Source organism: Sporosarcina sp. E16_3 (assembly GCF_017347125.1).
Lineage (GTDB): Bacteria > Bacillota > Bacilli > Bacillales_A > Planococcaceae > Sporosarcina.
Window position 1 is genome coordinate 1 of the sequence record NZ_JADPRX010000066.1, and the last position, 2,690, is coordinate 2,690.

Below are 2,690 nucleotides of genomic sequence, written 5' to 3' on the forward strand. Positions count from 1 at the left end.
ATCCCCTCAGCAATCGTAGCAATAGGTAAGCATTTGATGTTATCTCCAGCTTTTCCCCTGCTCCGCACGGAACGTGCCAGTTTCCAAGCATTCCGCGCTCCATCTAGCGATGGTTTTATTAATTATAAGTTTCAAGTTACTCTTGTTGAATTGGATTATTTAATGCATTCTAACTCACATTTCCTCCGATATTTGTTGATTTTCTCTAACATCGGTTCTGTTATACCCAAAACTTTAATGAGAGTATCTATCTTAGTTGTGTCGGTCATATGGATTAATTTATGTACCTCTTTTTGGAGAATACGTAAATTGTTGAATTTGTCGGTTCCACCAAGATGCTTAGGAATGTAGTGATGACAGTTTACGTCTTGTGCTTCTAGAAACATGCCTGTGATTTCACATTTTCCTTGCTTCATACTGTATCTACTAATCCTATTATCCATATATTCGACACTTCGTGTCGGTATTTTTGAGTCCAGTAACAATACTATTTCCTGCCTAACGTCTATACGCAACCGGGTGGTTATTTGTATTCGGCCTTCTTCGGTAAACGGAGTTAAGCTTTGTGTAAAGCACATCGTGTTTTTGGTTTTGATGATTCCGAGAGGAAAGAGATATACACCGGCAACTTTATGAGTTTTAGAGCCTAAGCTATAGAACTTTTTATAGGTAGGTGGAGGATTATTGGGATGTTCATATTTACCAACAGATTTAAGACGATTGTACATGAACGCACTTATTTCGTAAGCAAGACGTGAGAACGCTAAGTTGACGTGAGTAGCTCTGTTAAAATAATTGTGTAACCCTAAGACAAAACTATTAAACCGCAAAGCGTTTTGAGCCGTTGGCGATATTCGCAGTTCTTGAACTCGTTTCTTTGCCTCCGCTTTGATTTTTTGCATTTTCTCGGCTTTGACAAATGTATGCGCAACACGTTTCTTTCTTTTACGATTGGCACGTATTGTGAATCCAAGGAAAGCGGATTTATGCTTGCGCAGATTAATAATCTTCGATTTTTCTGGTGAAATATCAAGTTTTAAGCGTTCCTTAAGAAAAAGTCTAACAGCGTGGAACCACTTTTCAGCAGTGTTCCAATCTCGGCATAAAATTTTAAAATCATCCGCATAGCGAACGATATAACCTTCTTTTAAATTAGTCTTCATTTTAGCGTTTCGTTTGCCGGGCTGAGATTTAATAGGATTCGTGAGGGGGAAGAGTTCCCATTGGTCGGCTACCCACTTGTCTAATTCATTCAGTACAATATTAGACAATAACGGCGAAAGCAATCCACCCTGTGGAGAACCTTTTGTCGGAATTCCTTCTCCATCCACTTCAGCTTTTAACATTTTCGATATACAAGCTAATACTTTCCTATCTTGAATACCTAAATTCCATAGCTGCTTAATAAGCAACGTATGATTGATATTGTCAAAGAAGCCTTGAATATCAATATCTACCACGAAGTGAAGTTTTGATTGATTAACTAGATATTGGACTCTTGCCATAGCATGATGTGTAGAGCGTAACGGTCTGAATCCATAGTTGTGATTATAGAAGTGAGCTTCCGCAATTGGCTCCAACACTTGTTTAAAGCATTGTTGGATGATTCTGTCGAGGATGCATGGAATACCTAATGGTCGCATCTTGCCATTATCTTTTTCAATAAGTTTACGTCTGACTTTCTTAGGGCGATAATTTTTGAGCAGTCTTTGTATTTCTTCTACTAATTCATCCTCAGTTCGTTTCTCTATATCTAAGATGGTTTTACCATCGGTTCCAGGGGTCTTCGACCCTTTATTTGACTTAATTTTTCGATACGCTAATAAAATATTATTCCTCGACGTGATGATGTCGTATAGTAAATGGAATGATTCTTTATTTTTGGCTCGTTGATGTAAGTCAGTAAAAGTGTCCGTCATCCCGTAATAATCCCAATATCGTAGAGCTTGCACTGTGGCATCATTCCTCTATGAAGTGATGTTCCCACATTCTTACCCGATCGGTGCAATGCACATTTGAAAAATAATTATTACCTATCGCTAGACTTGGGGCTGTTCCTCCACCTCCATTACAGAAGTTTCATCAGTCGTACCCCTACCCTCATAAAGATAAATGCATTTCGACTAATGTCTTATAGCAAACGTTTCAGGTAACAGCCTTCGTTTCAACGTTCCTTACTTTCCAAGTCCCTTACAACATAGCTATTCGTTCTAGACGTAGGTGCTTCTTGTAAGCCTGTGAGCTGGATACCGCCATTGTTCAGTATAGTGTATTTCAGAGGGCCAAATTTTACTTTACACCACTCACCCCATCGCAGGATGGGACATAGCTTTCACTATGTTCAAACTATAGACCCTTAAATCCAGAAGTTCGTCAGTTCCTTTACAGAGGAACATACTCACCGTATCTAGTTTTTCAGCCATCCGGCATATCAGTTGGCATACCTTTTCGAAAGAATGGCTTCAGCCTTCCTTCTGCCGACTCTACCTGTGCTTCGAACCCTAAGAACTGTCATTCATAGAGCACGCAGGAGTATTGATGAGATAGTTTCAGAAAACATGGTTTCCTCATTCCTATCTTCCGTTGTAAAGTTAAGATTTATGTTAAATCCCCTGTATTTTCATGCCGAAGGCATTTATCACAGAACTTGTCGCGCTGGCCCGATTGTTGAACACAAGTTAAACAACACT

The 2,690-nt window shown here is 39.3% G+C and carries 1 protein-coding gene; it reads right to left on the reverse strand.

Annotated features, from left to right (window positions below):
- Window positions 1-155: 155 nt before the first annotated feature.
- Entirely contained in the window at window positions 156-1,952 is a 1,797-nt protein-coding gene (gene ltrA, locus I2483_RS19020; protein ID WP_207278628.1) for a group II intron reverse transcriptase/maturase, read from the reverse strand.
- Between the last annotated feature and the right edge of the window lie 738 nt (window positions 1,953-2,690).